Raw genomic sequence first — 15853 nt, 5'->3', positions numbered from 1 at the left:
TCAGCCCTTCCCGAAGCCGTTGAACTCGTTGGTGTACAGATCGGCGGGCTTCAGCTGGCCCGACTTGATCTCGCCGCGCTCGCCGAGCCAGTCGAGCCAGAGCTGGAACTCCTTGTCCTCGATCCGGCCGCCCTGCTCGGCGACGCCGTACGAGCGCCAGTACTGGAGGATCGAGGTGTCCTCGTTGCGGCCGCGCTTCTTGACGATCTCGGTCTGCCGCGCGATGACCTCCTCGCGCGGGGTGGTGCGGGCCCACTCGATGGCCTTGGCCACGCCGGTCACGAAGGTGCGTACGGTGTCCGGGTTCTGCTTGATGAACCGCTCGGTCATGATGTAGGAGCCGGCGCTGAACTTGCCGAGCAGGTCGAAGTCGGTGAACAGCGGTCTGATCCCGCCGGCCGCCACGGCCTTGTCGCGCAGGATGCCGCCCAGCACGCCCACGTCGATCTGCTTCTGGCGCAGCACCTGATCGGTGTTGACGGGCGGCACGACGAGCGACTCGACCTTGGCGGAGTCGGCCTTGGCGAGGCCGTTGCGGCCCAGGAAGATGTCGAGGACGGCCTGGGAGTGCGCGCCCAGGGTGTTCATGCCGACCTTCTTGCCGAGGAGGTCGCGGGCGGAGCGGATGGGGCTGTCCTCCAGGACGTAGTAGCCGCTGTACGAGTGCTCGTCGACTCCGTAGTAGGAGATGACGGCCTTGATGGGGGCCTTGCTGGAGGCGAGTTTGACGATCGCGCCGTTGAAGGCGCCGCCGAAGTGGGTCTGGCCGGTGGCGGCGGACTGGATGTCCTGCGGGCCGCTGATGGTGTTGCCGACCCACTCCAGCTTGAGGTCGCCCAGGAAGCCGAGGTCGGCGGCGAGTTCGGGGAGCGTGACGGCGCCGACGGAGCCCTGGTACTTCAGGGTCTTGATCTGCCCGCCGGAACCGCCGCCGTTGGCGGTGGCCGTGCCGCAGCTCACCGCGGCCGCCGAGATGCCGAGCAGGGTGAGGAACTGGCGCCGGGAGGTGGTGGTCGAGGTGAAGGCTGCGGGCATGACGGTTCCTTGTCGGTGCGGGGTGCAGGGTGCGGGGTGCGTGGGGTGTTACGGGGTGGCGGTCAGGGCGGCGGCGTGCGTCGAGCGCAGTGCCGCGGCGAACTCGTCGACGGCCTGGTAGAGGTCCAGTTCGGCTTCGGGCCGCAGCCGGTCCGGGCCGGCTCCGCGCTCGACGGAGGAGTCCAGGACGAACCGGCCGGCGGTGACGTGCCGGGCTCCGAGGGCGGCGAGCACGGGACGCAGGGCGTAGTCGATGGTCAGGACGTGGGCGAGGCTGCCGCCGGTGGCGAGCGGCAGAACCGTTTTGCCGTCGAGGCCGTCCTGCGGGAGCAGGTCGAGGAAGGCCTTGAGGAGGCCGGTGTACGAGGCCTTGTAGACCGGGGTCGCGATGACCAGGCCGTCGGCCTCGGCGACGGCTTCGAGCGCCCGGCGGATCTCGGGCTCGCCGCGGCGGGCGGCGAGGAGGTCGGCGGCGGGGAGGTCGCGCACGGAGAGGTGCGCGGTCTCGAAACCGGAGTGCGACAGACGGCGCAGCACGTGTTCGGCGACGACGGCGGTGCGGGAGTGGGCGGAGGGGCTGCCGGTGATGGCGAGCAGGTGGGGCACGGGGGCGCTCCTTGGGTGTCGTCAGGCGGAGGCGGAAGCGGAGGCAGTGGCGGAGACGGGGGTGGACGCGCCGGAAGCGATGCCGAAGGCGGGGTCCGGGACGGCCTCCGGGCTGATCAGGCGGGAGGGCTCGCCGTCGGGGCCGACCGGGACGTCGCCGTCGACGGTGACGCGGCGCAGGGTGCGCTCGTGGTCGTCGGAGTCGTCCACGCCGTAGTGCTGGGTGGCGCGGTTGTCCCAGATGGCGACGTCGCCGGCCCGCCACTGCCAGCGGACGGTGTTCTCGGGGCTCTCGATGTGCGCCTGGAAGAGGTCCTGGAGGGCGCGGGAGTCGCGGCCGGTGAGGCCGCTGATCCGCTGGACGAAGTTGCCGAGGAGGAGGGTGCGCTCGCCGGTCTCGGGGTGGACGCGGACCACCGGGTGCTCGGTGAGGAACGTGGTGGAGGTGAACACCTCGCGGTACTGGGCGAGGGCTTCGGGGAGGGCGTCGGGCTTGAGGGCGGCGTAGTCGTATGCGTTGGAGTGGACGGCGCGCAGGCTGTCGGCGAGGGCGCGGAGCGGGGCGGGGAGGTTGCTGTAGGCGGTGGCCGTGTTGGCCCAGAGGGTGTTGCCGCCGTACGGGGGGAGGGTGACGGCGCGGAGGATGGAGAAGGCGGGGTAGGCGGGTACGAAGGTGACGTCGGTGTGCCACTGGTTGGCGCGGGCGCCGTGGTGGGAGTCGATGCCGAGGGCGTAGCGGCCGTCGGCGGAGGGGACGGTGGGGTGCGCGACGGGCGCACCGAGCAGCTGGGCGAAGGCCTCGTGCGCGGCCTCGTCGAGGTGGTCCTGGCCGCGGAAGAAGACGACCTTGTGGGCGAGCAGGGCGGCCCGGATCTCGGCGACGGTCCCTTCGGACAGATCGCCGCCGAGCTGTACCCCACCGATCTCGGCGCCGATCCGGCCGCCGATCCTGGTGACGGTGGTGGCGGTGGTGGCAGTGGCCATGAGGACTCCCTGGGTGGGGCCGCGGGGATTATTTCCGCAGCGGAAGAAATGGGCTTACGGGGCGCTGCAGTGTTCGCTTGTGCGGTGCGGGTGTGCGGCGGGGGCTGGTGTGCGGTGCGGGTGTGCGGCGGGCGGGGCTGGTGTGCGGTGGGGTGCGCGGTGCGGGTGCGGCTGGTGTGCGGTGGGGTGCGCGGTGCGGGTGCGGCGGTGCGGGCTGGGGTGCGCGGGGGTACCGGTGCGCGGCGGTGCGGGCTCGGTATGCGGTGCGGACATGAGGTGGTGCACGGGTATGCGGTGGTGCGGGCACCGGGCTCCCGAGGGCGCGGAGGCCCCTCGGGTGCCCCCGATGCCGTCGGGACCCCGGAGAGCGGCGCCGCCCGGGCGGACGCCCCGGGGCCATCCCGGCAGGGCGCTCCCCGCGGGGCGCACCGCCCAGCAGGGCTCCCGGCGACGGTCCCCCACTGTTCCCAAGGGGCGACACCGCAGGCACCCGCCGCTCGGAGGACACGCCGTGGACGTCGCCCGAGCTGGGACCCGGCACGTGCACCACCCCGGTTCCTCGCGGAGGGCCGGCTGGGGGACGCCCCCCTGGGTCACCCGCAGGGGGACGCCGTCCCTCAAGCCCCGCCTGCGTTCGAGGCGACCCTTCTGGCCCCGACGGCGCTTGAGGCGCGCTCCCCCGGGCCCCACCGGAAGGTTTCCCGGTGGCCCCCCGAAGGCGGCGGCCCCAGAGGTTTCCCGGTGGGACGCCGCTCGCAAGCCTCTCCGTGAGGGGGCGTGACGGGGTCGGCCGGAGGACAGCGTCCCGAGGGGCTCCCCGAGGTGGCGCGGTCAGGCGGTCCGCCGGATCGGCGGGGTCAGGCGCGGCCGGGGGCCGGACAGCGGCCCGGACACTCGCCCGGCTCGGTACAGAGGCCGGGGGTGTGGAGCCGCGGGGCGAGGAATGCGTTCGCGGACATGTCCCGGAGCGTGTCAGCGGCCCCGGCCCCCGGTCAACCCCCGTCCGCAGCCACCCGACGCTCCCTTACCCGAGCCCCCGGACCACCCCACAGACCCCCTATGACCTGGGATTTCACCCGCACCCGAACCGCCCACCACCCCCTTCCGGCGGCCGAAAACCGTGGCCGGATTTCACGCCCCCGCAACGCGGCCGCCATGCGTTCGCCGGGGTACGGGCCGCCGGGGTGGACCCGGCATGATCGGGGGGGCACACCCCCGCACCCGAGGAGACCGTGTGACGCGTATGGCCGGCGACAGCCGCAGCCCCGCCAATGCCGCCACCGTGTTGCGGACGGTGCTCGACCACGGGCCCGTCGCGCGCAGCGGCATCGCCCCTCTGTGCGGACTCAGTCCCGCCGCCGTGTCCCGGCAGACCACCGGGCTGCTCCGCGGTGGGCTGTTGCGCGAGCTGCCCGGGCCCGGCGGCGGGGTGGGGCGGCCGCGGATCCCGCTGGACCTGCACACCGGGGCCGTCGGCGGGCCGGTCGCCGCCGGACTGCACATCGGGGTGCCCCGCTCGACCTTCAGCCTCGTCGACCTGCGGGGGCAGCTGCTCGCCCGCAGGGCCTTCCCGCACGACGGGCGTCCGACGGCCGGCCTCTCCGCCGCGATCGCCCGCGAACTCGGCCGCTTCCTCACCGAGTTCGAGAGCGGCCGACCGCTCCTCGGCGTCGGCGCCGCCCTGGGCGGCTGGGTCGGCCCCGACGACGGGATAGTCGTACGGCACCCCGCCCTGGGCTGGACCCGCAAGCCGCTGGCCGCCGAGCTGTCCGCCGCCCTCGGGCTGCCGGTACGCATCGACAACCACGCCCGGGCCGTCGCGCGGGCCGAGATCCTCTTCGGCCGGCCCGAGGCCCGCCGGAGCGTGGTGCACCTGTTCATCGGCCGGGTCGTCGACGCCGCCTTCGGGATCGAGGGGACCGTGCACCAGGGTCCGGGCGCGGCGGCCGGCGACGTGGCTCACCTCCCGGTGCCCCGGTCGGCCGCCCCGTGCGCGTGCGGGCGTACCGGCTGTCTGGAGGCGACCGCGTCCGACACCGCGCTCGGCGCCGAAGCCGTGCGCCGGGGCATCGTGCCGGACCCTTCGGTCAACCTGCTGGTGGACGCGGCCGCGACCGGCGACCCGCGCGCCGACCGGCTGCTGCGCGAGCGCGCCCGGGCGGTGGGCCGGGCGGCGGCGCTCCTGTTGGATGTCTTCAATCCGGCGGTCATGGTCGTGACCGAGCTGGCGAGCGTCCTGCACGAGGGATATCTGCAGGAGATCCGGGCCGCCGCGATGGAGCTCTCGCACGTCTGCGACGACCCCGAGCGGATCGTGGTCCCGCACGCGGGACCTGCCGTACTTCCGGAGGCGGCGGCAACCGTGCTGCTCAGCCGGGTGTTCCAGGATCCCTTCGGCATGGCCCGAGAGGGCGAGATCACACCCACCGGTATGGTGCCACCTGAGCGCCCTCCCCTACATTCGAGCCATGACGGTCCTGCCTGACGACGGGCTCTCCCTGGCCGCCGAGTTCCCTGACGCGACGCATGAGCAGTGGCAGCGCCTTGTAGAAGGCGTACTGCGCAAGTCGGGCAAGGAAGTCTCCGGCGAGGCCGCAGAAGACGCGTTGTCCACCCCAATCGAGGACGGGCTCACCACGCGCCCGCTCTACACCGCGCCGCCCGACGGGGCGGCTCCCGACACCGGTTTCCCCGGCTTCGCCCCGTTCGTCCGCGGGGGCAGGCCGGAAGGCACCACCGCGAACGGCTGGGACGTGCGCCAGCGCCTCGCGGGCGCCGACCCGGTGCGCCTGAACGAGGCGGCCCTCGCCGACCTGGAGAACGGGGTCACCTCCCTCTGGCTCGCCGTGGGTCGCGGCGGTCTCCCGGTCGAGGGCCTCGCCCGGGCGCTGGACGGGGTCTACCTGGACCTCGCCCCCATCGCCCTGGACGCCGGAGCCCAATACGCCGAAGCCGCCCGTGCATTGCTGCGCCTGTTCGCCGAGAGCGCGGTGGCCCCCGAGGCCGCTCGGGCCTCGCTGGGCGCCGACCCCCTGGGCCACGAGGCCCGAACGGGTGAGGCACTGGACATGGCCGGCGCCGTGGAGCTGGCCCAGGAGGCCGCCGCCGGCTGGCCCGGGGTGCGCGCCCTGACCGTGGACGCGCTGCCCTACCACGAGGCCGGTGGCAGCGCCGCCGAGGAGCTGGGCCTGTCCCTGGCCACCGGCGTCGCCTATCTGCGCGCGCTGACCGGGGCCGGGCTGAGCACCGAAGCGGCGCTCGGGCAGCTGGAATTCCGCTACGCCGCCACCGCGGACCAGTTCCTGACCATCGCCAAGCTGCGCGCCGCGCGCCGGCTGTGGGCCCGTATCGCCGAGGCCTCGGGGGCCCCGGAGGCGGGTGCCCAGCTCCAGCACGCGGTGACCTCGCCGGTGATGATGACCCGCCGCGACCCCTGGGTGAACATGCTGCGCACCACCGTGGCCTGTATGGCGGCGGGTGTGGGCGGCGCGGACTCGGTGACCGTGCTCCCCTTCGACAACGAGCTGGGCCTGCCGGACGCCTTCGCGCGCCGGATCTCCCGCAACACCTCCACCATCCTGCTGGAGGAGTCGCACCTGGCCCGGGTGATCGACCCGGCCGGCGGCTCGTACTACGTCGAGCGCCTCACCGACGAACTCGCCCACGCCGCCTGGGGGTTCTTCCAGACCCTGGAGAAGGCCGGCGGTCAGGCCGTCGCCCTGCGCTCCGGGCTGGTCGCCGAGCGGCTCGCCGCCACCTGGGCCGAGCGCTCCAAGAAGCTCGCCAAGCGCCGCGAGCCGATCACCGGCGTCAGCGAGTTCCCGCTGCTCTCGGAGAAGCCCGTCGTACGCGAGCCGGCGCCCGCCGGACCCACCGGCGGACTGCCCCGCGTCCGGCGCGACGAGGCGTACGAGGCGCTGCGCGCCCGCAGTGACGCGCACCTGGCGGCGACCGGCGCCCGGCCGAGGATCTTCCTCGCCGCGCTGGGCCCGGCGGCCGCGCACACCGCGCGCGCCACCTTCGCCTCGAACCTCTTCCAGGCGGGCGGCATCGAACCGGTGCACGATCCGGTGTCGGTGGATCCGGAGACGGCCGCCGAGGCCTACGCCGCGAGCGGCGCGGACGGCATGGCCGTGCTCTGCTCCAGCGACGCGCTGTACGAGGAGCAGGCCGCGGCGGTGTCCGGGGCGCTGCGCGCGGCGGGCGCCACGACCGTCTTCCTCGCCGGCCGGCCGGGCACCGCAGAGGCTTCCGTGGACGAGTACGTCTTCGCCGGCTGTGACGCCGTCGCCGTGCTGTCCTCCGTACTCGACCGGATGGGAGTGCCGTCTTGAGCATCCCCGATTTCTCCGAGCTGGCGCTCGACCCCGCCTCCGTCTCCGGGGTGTCCGAGGAGCAGTGGCGTTCCTCGGTGAAGGAGTCCACCGGCACCGCGGCCGCCGACCTGCTGTGGGAGACGCCCGAGGGCATCGGCGTCAAGCCGCTGTACACCGGGCGGGACCTGGAGGGCCTGGACTTCCTGCGGACGTACCCGGGCGTGGCCCCGTACCTGCGCGGGCCGTACCCGACGATGTACGTCAACCAGCCCTGGACGATCCGGCAGTACGCCGGCTTCTCCACGGCCGAGGAGTCGAACGCCTTCTACCGGCGCAATCTGGCGTCCGGCCAGAAGGGCCTGTCGGTGGCCTTCGACCTGCCGACGCACCGCGGCTACGACAGCGACCACCCGCGGGTGACGGGCGACGTCGGCATGGCGGGCGTGGCGATCGACTCGATCTACGACATGCGGCAGCTGTTCGACGGGATCCCGTTGGACAAGATGTCGGTGTCGATGACGATGAACGGCGCGGTGCTGCCGGTCCTCGCCCTCTACATCGTGGCGGCGGAGGAGCAGGGCGTCTCCCCCGACAAGCTCGCCGGGACCATCCAGAACGACATCCTCAAGGAGTTCATGGTCCGCAACACCTACATCTACCCGCCCAAGCCCTCGATGCGGATCATCTCGGACATCTTCTCCTTCACGTCGCAGAAGATGCCGCGGTACAACTCGATCTCCATCTCCGGCTACCACATCCAGGAGGCCGGGGCCACGGCCGACCTGGAGCTGGCGTACACCCTCGCCGACGGCGTGGAGTACCTGCGGGCGGGACAGGCCGTCGGGCTGAACGTGGACGCGTTCGCGCCGCGCCTGTCGTTCTTCTGGGCGATCGGCATGAACTTCTTCATGGAGGTCGCGAAGCTGCGCGCGGCCCGCCTGCTGTGGGCGCGCCTGGTCAAGCAGTTCGACCCGAAGAACGCCAAGTCCCTTTCGCTGCGCACGCATTCGCAGACCTCGGGCTGGTCGCTGACCGCCCAGGACGTCTTCAACAACGTCACGCGCACGTGCATCGAGGCGATGGCGGCGACCCAGGGGCACACCCAGTCGCTGCACACCAACGCCCTCGACGAGGCGCTCGCGCTGCCGACGGACTTCTCGGCGCGCATCGCCCGCAACACCCAGCTGCTGCTGCAGCAGGAGTCGGGGACCTGCCGGTCGATCGACCCGTGGGGCGGCAGCGCGTACGTCGAGAAGCTGACGTACGACCTGGCGCGCCGCGCCTGGCAGCACATCGAGGAGGTCGAGGCGGCGGGCGGCATGGCGCAGGCCATCGACGCGGGCATCCCGAAGCTGCGCGTGGAGGAGGCCGCGGCCCGTACGCAGGCGCGGATCGACTCGGGCCGCCAGCCGGTGATCGGCGTCAACAAGTACCGCGTCGAGAACGACGAGGCGATCGACGTCCTCAAGGTCGACAACTCCTCGGTGCGCTCGCAGCAGATCGCCAAGCTGCGGCGGCTGCGCGAGGAGCGCGACGAGGCGGTCACCCAGGACACCCTGCGGGCGCTGACGAACGCGGCCGAGCGCGGCGAGGGCAACCTGCTGGCCCTGGCGGTGGACGCGGCGCGCGCCAAGGCCACGGTCGGTGAGATCTCGGACGCACTCGAGAAGGTGTACGGGCGGCACGCGAGCCAGATCCGTACGATCTCGGGTGTGTACCGCACCGAAGCAGGCGAGTCCCCGTCCGTGGAGCGCACCCGTGCGCTCGTCGACCGGTTCGAGGAGGCGGAGGGCCGCCGTCCGCGCATCCTGGTCGCCAAGATGGGCCAGGACGGGCACGACCGCGGCCAGAAGGTGATCGCGACCGCCTTCGCCGACCTGGGCTTCGACGTGGACGTCGGCCCGCTGTTCCAGACCCCGGCGGAGGTGGCCCGGCAGGCCGTCGAGGCGGACGTCCACGTGGTGGGCGTGTCGTCGCTGGCGGCCGGCCACCTGACCCTCGTACCGGCACTGCGCGAGCAGCTGGCGGAGGAGGGCCGCGAGGACATCATGATCGTCGTGGGCGGGGTGATCCCGCCGGCCGATGTCCCGACGCTGCTGGAGATGGGCGCGACGGCGGTCTTCCCGCCGGGCACGGTGATCCCGGACGCCGCCCACGACCTGGTGACGCGGCTGGCCGCGGACCTGGGCCACGAGCTGTAGGCCGGCCGCGATGGCGAGGATCGACATCGAGGCCTACGCGAAGGGGGTGCTCGACGGGAAGCGTGCGTTCATCGCGCGCGCGATCACCCTGGTCGAGTCCACCCTGCCCGCTCACCGGGCGCTGGCGCAGGGCCTGTTGACGGAACTGCTGCCGCACGCGGGCCGGGCCCGGCGGATCGGCATCAGCGGTGTGCCGGGGGTGGGCAAGTCCACCTTCATCGACGCCTTCGGCACGATGCTGACGGGGCTCGGCCACCGGGTGGCGGTGCTCGCGGTGGACCCCTCGTCGACGCGCACGGGCGGCTCCATCCTGGGCGACAAGACCCGGATGGAGCGGCTGTCGGTGGACCCGGCGGCGTTCGTGCGCCCGTCCCCCTCGGCGGGCACGCTGGGCGGGGTCGCCAAGGCCACCCGCGAGTCGATGATCGTGATGGAGGCGGCGGGCTACGACGTGGTCCTCGTCGAGACGGTCGGCGTGGGCCAGTCGGAGACCACGGTGGCGGGGATGGTCGACTCCTTCCTGCTGCTCTCCCTGGCCCGCACCGGCGACCAGTTGCAGGGCATCAAGAAGGGCGTCCTGGAGCTGGCCGACGTCCTGGCGGTGAACAAGGCGGACGGCCCGCACGAGCGGGACGCGAAGGCGGCCGCCCGCGAACTGTCGGGCGCGCTGCGGCTGATGCACCCGGTGGACGCGGCCTGGACGCCGCCGGTCCTGACGTGCAGCGCGCGGGAGTCCACCGGGCTGGACGAGGTGTGGAACCGCCTCGAACAACACCGGACCCTGCTGGACGCGGGGGGCCGGCTGACCGCGAAGCGCGCGGCGCAGCAGGTGGAGTGGACCTGGTCGATGGTCCGCGACGAACTGCTGGAACGGCTCCGGGCGGACCCGTCGGTACGGGAGCTCGCGCCGGGCCTGGAGTCCGAGGTCCGGGCGGGCACGGTCACGGCGACCTCGGCGGCGGACCGCATCCTGTCGGCGTTCGGGAACGCCGGGAACTGACGACGGGACGGCGCCGGGCGGGCGCCGTCCCGTCACAGACAGACCAGTTGCACGGTCGGCTGCAGCAGCCCGGCATTGCGGATACGGTCTCTGCCGACGGAGATGGCGACGTACTGCAGTTCGCGAAGTCCGGCCAGTGGCGCGACGTCGATGTCTCCCTCTGCAGGGAGGTCCCCCATGAATGTGCACTCGTTCAACCGGGGGAACGCTGAGGCCAGTCGCGCGATCGCCGCCTGTACGGTCCTATCCCCTCCGCCCGCCAGGAGCACCAGACTGGTGACGCCCGGCAGCGCCGCGTCCGACGGAAGCGCTTCGAGCGACAGGGCGAACACCTTGAGGTGGAAGAGGGCCGGCAGGGCGCCGATCTCCCGCCATTCGGCCGTCGAGGCCGGGCTGGACAGGTCGTCGAGCATCAGCTCCCGCAGCGCGGATTGGGTGCCGAGCCCGTCGAGCCCGTGCGCGGAGGTCGCGAAGCCACCCACCGTCAGCTGACGCAGCGGGGCACCGGCCGGCAGGGTCCGCGCGGACCAGGTCATACCGCCGGTTCCCTGGACACTGAGGGATTCCAGTCGCCCCAGGTCCGCGACCGGACTCAGGTCGATGTCCGGCCGGTGCGTCGTGATGCTCAGCCGCCGGATCGGCAGGCCGCCCATCGCGGACAGGTCCATCAGGTCCGGGCAGCGGTTGATGTCGAGGACTTCCAGGGCGGACTGCTGCCTCAGGAAACCCAGATCGGTCACGGCGTCGTGCGCGAGCGCGACTTCCGTGACTCTGTTCCGGTCGAAGTACCCGGCCAGGGCTTCCAGGGACACCTCGCTCCTGACGTCCAGGCGGTCCGGACGGAGTTGGAGACGTTCCAGTTGGCGCAGCTGGTCGTTCGAGCGGATGGAGTAGCGCAGATCCGACGGATCCAGCCGTGCGATCACCTCCTCGGCGTAGTCGGCGCATTCGAAGCGTGACCAGGCCCACAGGAGCTGGGATCGGATCGGGAGCAAGGGGTGCTTGGCGAACTGCGCGAGGAAGGCCAGAGCGGCGTCCGACTTCACGTGCGAGGCAGCGATCACCACATGGTAGGCATCCCGGTCGCCGAGGCCCTCGGGTCCCGGGAGCAGGCCCAGGATCAGCGGCCCGACCTCCGCGAGGGCGCGCGCCTCCTGCTCGTTCGACGGCGGAATGAGCATGGAGGTGCAGACTTCCACGGCCGTGCGGATCGCGGGGTCCAGGGTGGTGGCATGCTCCAGGCAGGCGGCGGCGAGCAGGTAGATGCGGGACTGTATGCGCTTGTCGTAGGAGCGGTCTCCCCGGTCGAGCAGGTCTCGGATCAGCGCCCCGCGCTCCCCCGGACGGGCGAGGGCGACCGCCATCCGGATGACGTCCTCCCACTGGTCGTCGTCGGCGTGGGCGATGAGCAGGCCGAAGTCGCCCTCCTCCACCGCGGCCCGCGCGCCGAGGAAGTCCTGGAAGGTGCGGTGGACGAACTGCGCCGTGTCGGGCGCCGGTTCCCGCAGGAGGCCACTGCGCTGGAGGAAGTGCTCGAAGACCACCGGGGCTCCGCCCAAGGCGGCCGCCTCCGGGACTGAGGGCAGGGCCCGGTCGATGATGTCCTCTGCGCGCGAGCGGTCCATCACCGTACGGCCGTTCTTGATCAGCCAGTACGCGAGGCGCTGCAGCAGGTCGAGTTGCGGTTCCTCCCGCAGGTCCGGGACCTTCATGTCCCGCTCGCGGTCGCGGCGGCTCAGCAGCATGGAGAGCGCCGCCTCGTAGAGGTCTTTGCGGCCGTGCGGCAGGTAGCCGCGCCGGTCCCGGTGCAGGGCGCAGATCAGCCCGCACATCAGGGGGTTGGTGGCCAGCTGCCCGAGGTCGGGCTTGGTCCGTACGGCCGCCAGGAGCTGGGTCTCGTACTGCTGGAGATCCGCGTCCGCGTCTGCGCCGTCGCGGGCAGCGTTGTGCCACCGCCTGATGAAGGTGGCGACCTCCGCCGGACCCATCGCGGACAGGGTCAGCTCGGTGAAGTCCTCCTCGGCGAGCCAGTCCGCGCCCACGGCTGAGGGCCGCGAGGTGACGAGCCAGCGGTTGTCGCCGCCGTAGGTGTCCATCAGGTCCCGCAGCCAGCGGCGGGCCCGCTCCCGTTCGGCGTCGGGAATCTCGTCGATGCCGTCGACGAGGACCAGCCCGCGGCCCGCCGTCAGGACACGGTGCGCCCAGCCGTCGGGCTGCTCGGCCCCGAGCGGGCAGTCGGAGGAGGTCAGGAAGTCCGCGGGAGCGGGCAGCCGTTCGCCATGGCGGGTGAGCGTGCGCAAGGGCAGAACGAAGGGGATGCGGTCGTAGAGATAGTCCATCAGCGGAGGCAGGTCCTGGCGGGCGGCTGTGACGGCCAGCCACTGCACCAGGGTGGTCTTGCCGGAACCCGCCTCGCCGCGCAGGAGAACGCGGGGACTGTCTGCCAGGGCCTGATCGGCGGGCCGCGCGTCCTGCGGGACGGAAGTCAGCCACTGCACCAGCGCGCTCTTGCCGGCGCCGGCCCTGCCCCGCACGATGCCGCGCGGGCTGTCGGCCGGGGTCTGATCGGCGGCCGGCGACGCGAACATCTCGTCGACTGCCTGTTCGTATCCCTCCCGGAGTGCCGAGTCGATCACGACGGGGGGGTTCCCGTCACGCTGGACGGGCGGTGCGGCGTCCGCAACGGCGTGGGACGCCGATGTACGCAGCGGCGGCGGCGACGCCGTGAGTGTCTTCCCCCACATCAGCGACCACCGCGGGAGCGACGTCGCCTCCAGGCTCAGGTACGCCGCGTCCAGTGGCCACCGCGTCGGGGAGTTGCTGAGGTCGATGCCGTAGATGGTCAGCTTGCCGTGCTTCTTCTCCACGTACGGCAGGTACAGCTGCTCGAAGGCCGCGTCCTCGGCACCGGGCAGTGGATCGCGGCGGATCAGTTCGTCGACCTTGGCCGTCAGCTCGGCGATCCCGCGGGTCTGCTGCACCAGCGCGTGGGCCACGAACGTCGAGCGCTGCGTGAAGAACTGCAGGATGTGCAGGCAGGCGGCGTCGACGAGCCGCTCGTAGAAGTACGTGGCGTCGGCGCCGAGTTCCCGCTCGGGGCGGCCGCTCACCGCCCGCAGTTCGCGGGCGAATGCGGTGGAGCCGAGCCGTACGGCGTCCAGGTCGGTCATCGTCAGGTCGCCGAGGCCGCGCAGGGTCTGAGCGAGGGCGTCGGTGACGGCCTGCTGTTCGTCCGTGGCGATCGGGCGCTCGCCGGTGCGGAGCGCCTGTTTCACCAGCTTGGCGGCGAGCGACTGGAGGTCGGATTCCGTGAGGGAGCGCTTCTCGCCCGTGAAGGACACGTGGCCCGAGATGCGGATCGGCTTGTCGACGAGGCCGGCCCCGCCCCCCTCGGTGACGAACAGCTTCTTGACGAGGGGTCCGATGGCCGCCGAGGCCAGCCGGATGCCGATGGTCCCGGGCTCCATGCAACCCCCCGCAGCGTAGCGACCGTTGCCCCGGATCCTAACGGCCGCTCACGCCGCCCGGAGGGTTATGCGTCGACGAGCACCGAGCCGCTCGCGCCCAGCGCCTCGCGCAGGATGCGGGTCTGCTCCACCTTGTTCTCGGTGGCCAGCAGCGCGGACAGGATCGCGATGCGGGCCTGTCCGGCGCGCAGGGTGCCGCTCGGGACGGCTCCGGCGGCGACGAGGTCCACCGCGCCGCCGTGCGTGTAGATCTCGGTGACCGGTCCGGCCATGACCCGGGTGGTCAGGGCGACCAGGACCCCGCGGCCCACGGCGGCCCGGACGGCGTCCACGATCTCCGGGGTGGCGTTGCCGGCGCCGGTCCCGACGAGGACGATTCCGCGGGCGCCGGCCTCGACGGCGGCGTTCAGCAGGACCGGGTCGCCGTCGGCGTGGTGCACCACCACGTCCACGCGCGGCGGGATCTCCGGCATCGCGGGCAGCGGGAGCGGCGCCGGGCGCTGCGGCGTGCGCAGGATGGTGACCTTGCCGAAGCCGATCTTCCCGAAGAGTTCCTTGGACGGGTCGGCGAACGCGTCCAGCTCCACGGCCTGCGTCTTCACGGTGCCGCGCGCGGCGTGCACCCGTCCGGCGAAGGCGATCAGTACGCCGAGCCCGCGCGTGTTCGCGGCGGTGAGCAGGGCGTCGTAGAGGTTCCCCGGGCCGTCCCCGTCGGCGGTGCCCATGGGGCGCTGCGAGCCGGTGAAGACCACGGAGCGCGGGTCGTGGTGGTGGAGGTCGAGGAGGAACGCCGACTCTTCCAGGGTGTCGGTGCCGTGCGTGACGACGATGCCGTCGACGGCGGGGTCGGCGAGCACCTCGTGCACGGTGCGCAGCAGGGTGAGCTGGTGTGCGGTGGTGAGCCGCGGGCTGTTCACGCTGAACAGGTCGACCAGTTCGACGGTGATGCCCTCGGGGAGCGGTGCGGTGGCGATCACCTCGTTCCCGTCGGCGTCCGCCGCGAAGCCGGAACCCTGCCAGCGGCTGGCTATCGTCCCGCCGGTGCTGATGACGACGATGCGTCCCATTGGCCGTGGCCACCCTTCACTCGTGTCACTCGTACGTCACTCGTACATATGTGCTCAAAGCAGCAATGATAGAGCGATCTACGCGCAATGTGATTGCGTCTTCCACCCGGCCCGTTCACACTCGCCGGGTGATAATTGCGCCATGGATGCCATTGACCGAGATATCTTGCGCGAGCTCCAGGCGGACGGCCGCCTGAGCAACCAGGAACTCGCCCAGCGCGTGGGACTGACCGCCTCCCCCTGTATGCGCCGGGTGCGCCAGCTGGAGCAGGACGGGGTGATCCAGGGCTACCGCGCCGTGATCTCCCCCGAGGCGGTGGACCGCGGGTTCGAGGTGCTCGTCTCGGTCGAGGTGCGCCGCGACCGGGAGGCCGTCGAGGCCTTCGAAGCGGCTCTGCAAGACATCCCCGACGTCGTCGAGGCCTACCGCCTCTTCGGCAGCCCCGGATGCCTGCTGCGGATCGCCGTCGCCGACCTGCGCGCGTACGAGCGGCTGTGGATCGAGAAACTGACGGCCCTCACCGGCATCACCGAGGTCAACTCGCAGATCATCATGAAGCGCATCAAGGAACCGACGGGCCTGCCGGTCGGCCACTGACCCCGCGCGGGCGGGGCCGGCAGCGGCGGCGTTCACGGCACGGGGACGAGCAGGAACGACAGCGACAGCGACCTTGAATCCGTTCTCGCGGACCGGTGCAGAACATCAAAAATCTGGTGCAAGGTGTCAGTGCCGTCCCGCCGACAGAACCGCCGGGGAGACGGACCGAAGCCGTGCTCGGGTTCGATGACCTCACCACACCCCCCGCCAGTGAATGACTTGGAGTGGATGCATGAGCAACGACCCCTTGGACGCCGACGACGGCCGGTTCTACGTCCTGCTGAACGACGCGGGGCAGCACTCGCTCTGGCCGTCGTTCGCCGAGGTTCCCGTCGGCTGGCGGATCGTATTCGGCGAGGAAAGCCGCCTGCTCTGCCTGGAACACGTCGAGGCGAACTGGACGGACCTGCGGCCGAAGAGCATGCGCGAGGCGGTGACCGGCGACCGGGCCTCCGTCGCCGCAACGTAACCGTGGACGGGGCGGCGCCCGGCTGATGCACAACGGTCCGCACGGGCGACGGCCCGCCCCGGAATCCGTGAGTCCGGAATCCGGGGCGGGCCGCCGCTCCCGCTCGTCTC

Annotated in this window: 11 protein-coding genes; 6 read left to right on the top strand and 5 right to left on the bottom strand. The window is 72.3% G+C overall.

Features of this window, described 5'->3' with window-relative positions; translation table 11 throughout:
* Genes ACGFZK_RS36015 through ACGFZK_RS36005 form a run of 3 tightly spaced genes read right to left on the bottom strand, consistent with a single transcriptional unit; the run spans position 1 to position 2625 of the window.
* Positions 1-1035, bottom strand: coding sequence for an ABC transporter substrate-binding protein (locus ACGFZK_RS36015; RefSeq protein WP_393853046.1), 1035 nt, complete (start codon positions 1033-1035; stop codon positions 1-3).
* A gap of 48 nt (positions 1036-1083) precedes the next feature.
* Positions 1084-1641 carry an NADPH-dependent FMN reductase gene (gene ssuE, locus ACGFZK_RS36010; RefSeq protein WP_393853045.1) on the bottom strand — a complete coding sequence of 186 codons (558 nt, stop codon included), beginning with the start codon at positions 1639-1641 and terminating at the stop codon, positions 1084-1086.
* Positions 1642-1662: 21 nt separating this feature from the next.
* The gene (locus ACGFZK_RS36005) at positions 1663-2625 is read right to left on the bottom strand and encodes a TauD/TfdA dioxygenase family protein (protein ID WP_393853044.1); all 963 of its coding nucleotides are present in this window, start codon (positions 2623-2625) and stop codon (positions 1663-1665) included.
* Between the two features lie 1243 nt (positions 2626-3868).
* On the opposite strand from ACGFZK_RS36005, the gene ACGFZK_RS36000 reads away from it, so the two are divergent.
* The 4 genes from ACGFZK_RS36000 to meaB are packed head-to-tail and all read left to right on the top strand — an operon-like array spanning position 3869 to position 10142.
* Positions 3869-5110, top strand: a complete 1242-nt coding sequence (locus ACGFZK_RS36000; RefSeq protein ID WP_393853068.1) for an ROK family protein — start codon at positions 3869-3871, stop codon at positions 5108-5110.
* Positions 5094-6959, top strand: coding sequence for a methylmalonyl-CoA mutase family protein (locus ACGFZK_RS35995; RefSeq protein ID WP_393853043.1), 1866 nt, complete (start codon positions 5094-5096; stop codon positions 6957-6959). Before ACGFZK_RS36000 ends, ACGFZK_RS35995 begins: the two co-directional genes overlap by 17 nt.
* The gene (gene scpA, locus ACGFZK_RS35990; RefSeq protein WP_393853042.1) at positions 6956-9142 is read left to right on the top strand and encodes a methylmalonyl-CoA mutase; all 2187 of its coding nucleotides are present in this window, start codon (positions 6956-6958) and stop codon (positions 9140-9142) included. The genes ACGFZK_RS35995 and scpA overlap by 4 nt, the downstream gene beginning before the upstream one ends.
* 10 nt (positions 9143-9152) lie before the next feature.
* Entirely contained in the window at positions 9153-10142 is a 990-nt protein-coding gene (gene meaB, locus ACGFZK_RS35985; RefSeq protein WP_393853041.1) for a methylmalonyl Co-A mutase-associated GTPase MeaB, read from the top strand.
* Positions 10143-10174: 32 nt separating this feature from the next.
* On the opposite strand, the gene ACGFZK_RS35980 is transcribed toward meaB, so the two are convergent.
* Both ACGFZK_RS35980 and ACGFZK_RS35975 read right to left on the bottom strand, forming a co-directional pair.
* Positions 10175-13609: an NACHT domain-containing protein gene (locus ACGFZK_RS35980; protein ID WP_393853040.1), complete on the bottom strand. Its 3435-nt coding sequence runs from the start codon at positions 13607-13609 to the stop codon at positions 10175-10177.
* Between the two features lie 65 nt (positions 13610-13674).
* Positions 13675-14676, bottom strand: coding sequence for an asparaginase (locus ACGFZK_RS35975; RefSeq protein WP_393853039.1), 1002 nt, complete (start codon positions 14674-14676; stop codon positions 13675-13677).
* Positions 14677-14818: 142 nt separating this feature from the next.
* Here ACGFZK_RS35975 and ACGFZK_RS35970 point away from each other — a divergent pair, with 142 nt between their 5' ends.
* Together ACGFZK_RS35970 and ACGFZK_RS35965 are read left to right on the top strand one after the other, a co-directional pair.
* A complete protein-coding gene (locus ACGFZK_RS35970; RefSeq protein ID WP_393853038.1) occupies positions 14819-15274 on the top strand; it encodes an Lrp/AsnC family transcriptional regulator in 456 nt (151 codons plus the stop codon).
* 232 nt (positions 15275-15506) lie between these two features.
* Complete coding sequence (locus ACGFZK_RS35965; protein ID WP_393853037.1) at positions 15507-15743, top strand: MbtH family protein; 237 nt, start codon at positions 15507-15509, stop codon at positions 15741-15743.
* The last annotated feature ends 110 nt before the right edge of the window (positions 15744-15853 follow it).

It is taken from the genome of Streptomyces sp. NPDC048257 (assembly GCF_043201855.1).
GTDB lineage: Bacteria > Actinomycetota > Actinomycetes > Streptomycetales > Streptomycetaceae > Streptomyces.
Note: the sequence above shows the minus strand (reverse complement) of the source record. Positions and strands in the feature narration are given on the sequence as shown.

Bases quoted from the DNA above. Each gene is read 5' to 3' on its own strand.
- ACGFZK_RS35980 (WP_393853040.1), bottom strand. From the start codon at position 13,609: ATGGAGCCCGGGACCATCGGCATCCGGCTGGCCTCGGCGGCCATCGGA.
- ACGFZK_RS35975 (WP_393853039.1), bottom strand. From the start codon at position 14,676: ATGGGACGCATCGTCGTCATCAGCACCGGCGGGACGATAGCCAGCCGC.
- ACGFZK_RS36005 (WP_393853044.1), bottom strand. From the start codon at position 2,625: ATGGCCACTGCCACCACCGCCACCACCGTCACCAGGATCGGCGGCCGG.
- ACGFZK_RS36015 (WP_393853046.1), bottom strand. From the start codon at position 1,035: ATGCCCGCAGCCTTCACCTCGACCACCACCTCCCGGCGCCAGTTCCTC.
- ACGFZK_RS35965 (WP_393853037.1), top strand. From the start codon at position 15,507: ATGAGCAACGACCCCTTGGACGCCGACGACGGCCGGTTCTACGTCCTG.
- meaB (WP_393853041.1), top strand. From the start codon at position 9,153: ATGGCGAGGATCGACATCGAGGCCTACGCGAAGGGGGTGCTCGACGGG.
- ACGFZK_RS36000 (WP_393853068.1), top strand. From the start codon at position 3,869: ATGGCCGGCGACAGCCGCAGCCCCGCCAATGCCGCCACCGTGTTGCGG.
- ACGFZK_RS35995 (WP_393853043.1), top strand. From the start codon at position 5,094: ATGACGGTCCTGCCTGACGACGGGCTCTCCCTGGCCGCCGAGTTCCCT.
- ACGFZK_RS35970 (WP_393853038.1), top strand. From the start codon at position 14,819: ATGGATGCCATTGACCGAGATATCTTGCGCGAGCTCCAGGCGGACGGC.